1 protein-coding gene is annotated in these 1,035 nt (G+C 67.2%); it reads right to left on the reverse strand.

Annotated elements, in window-relative coordinates; translation table 11 throughout:
* Positions 1 to 313 precede the first annotated feature (313 nt).
* Positions 314 to 1,035, reverse strand: a 722-nt coding sequence (locus SD70_RS32570) for a YqhG family protein (RefSeq protein ID WP_231571734.1), incomplete at its 5' end; no start/stop codon positions are given.

Here is a 1,035-nt window from a genome sequence, read left to right on the forward strand (position 1 = left end):
CTTGCGCCGCGGGCGGCGCTTCGCCGCCGCCCGGCGGGGCTTGTCCGGCTGCCGGCTGGGCCGCAGCCGGAGCCGCGGCGGCGTCCGCCGGAGCGTTCCGGGCGGACGCCGGCGGCAGCGCCAATGAGAAGCCGACCCCGATGAGCAGGGCGGCGGTCCAAAGCGTTGTTCGCATCGCTGTCGTCACCTCTCGGAAATACGGTCATCCTGCCATCGTATGCTCCAATTGTACAGGATAGACCATGAAAACGTTGTAACAACGTGTCTCAAGGAATTTCAGAAGTTTTAGCGAGAATCGTCGGTCTGTGCCTTTTTATTGGCGGCCATCCGCCGCGAGGTGAAACAGGCCGCAGTTGATGGCGGAAACCTCGATGCGCGGCCGGTACTGCCAGTCGATTTCCCGCTTGCGGTTATCGTATTGGGCTCTCGCTTCCGCGCGTTTGTCGGGCTCGACCGACTGCAGCAGCGCGCCGTAATAGCCGTCGATGCGGGCCAGCTCGTCGCGCAGCCGCTCGTTCGCCCGGTCCGCCCACGAATGGTCGTAGCCGCTAATGATGCGCTCCAAATGCTGCTCCAGCCGCGAAGCGGCTTCTTCGAGCGGCACGACAACCGGCAGCAGCCGGACGTTGTCCGGGAGGCGGGGGCTTAGCCGACGAGACAGCACTTCTTCGTAAAACCGCTCGCGAATGCGTCCCGTCGTCAGCGAGACAGCGAGCGAATGAATTTCGCTGCGCTTCATGTCGCAGACGAGCTCCACTTTGTAATTGACGAGCAGCCACGTCTCGTACGTCGCCGCAGGCGGAGCGGCTGCCGGCGGCACGCCTTGCCGCCGCAGTGGCACGGCCGGTGCCGCCCCTGAAGCGGCCGCAGCACTTGCAGGGCCGGTTGCCATTCCCGCGGCCGGGCACGCGCCTGGCCGGCATCTCTTCCCCGGGTCGCCGCACCCGTCATCGCCGCTGCCGCCAGCCCCGCCCCCGGCGTGCCGCCTTGGCCCCGGGAGGCTCCTCGAACAGCCGCACGAAACGGCCGCGCGCC

The organism is Gordoniibacillus kamchatkensis (assembly GCF_000829455.1).
Lineage (GTDB): Bacteria > Bacillota > Bacilli > Paenibacillales > NBRC-103111 > Gordoniibacillus > Gordoniibacillus kamchatkensis.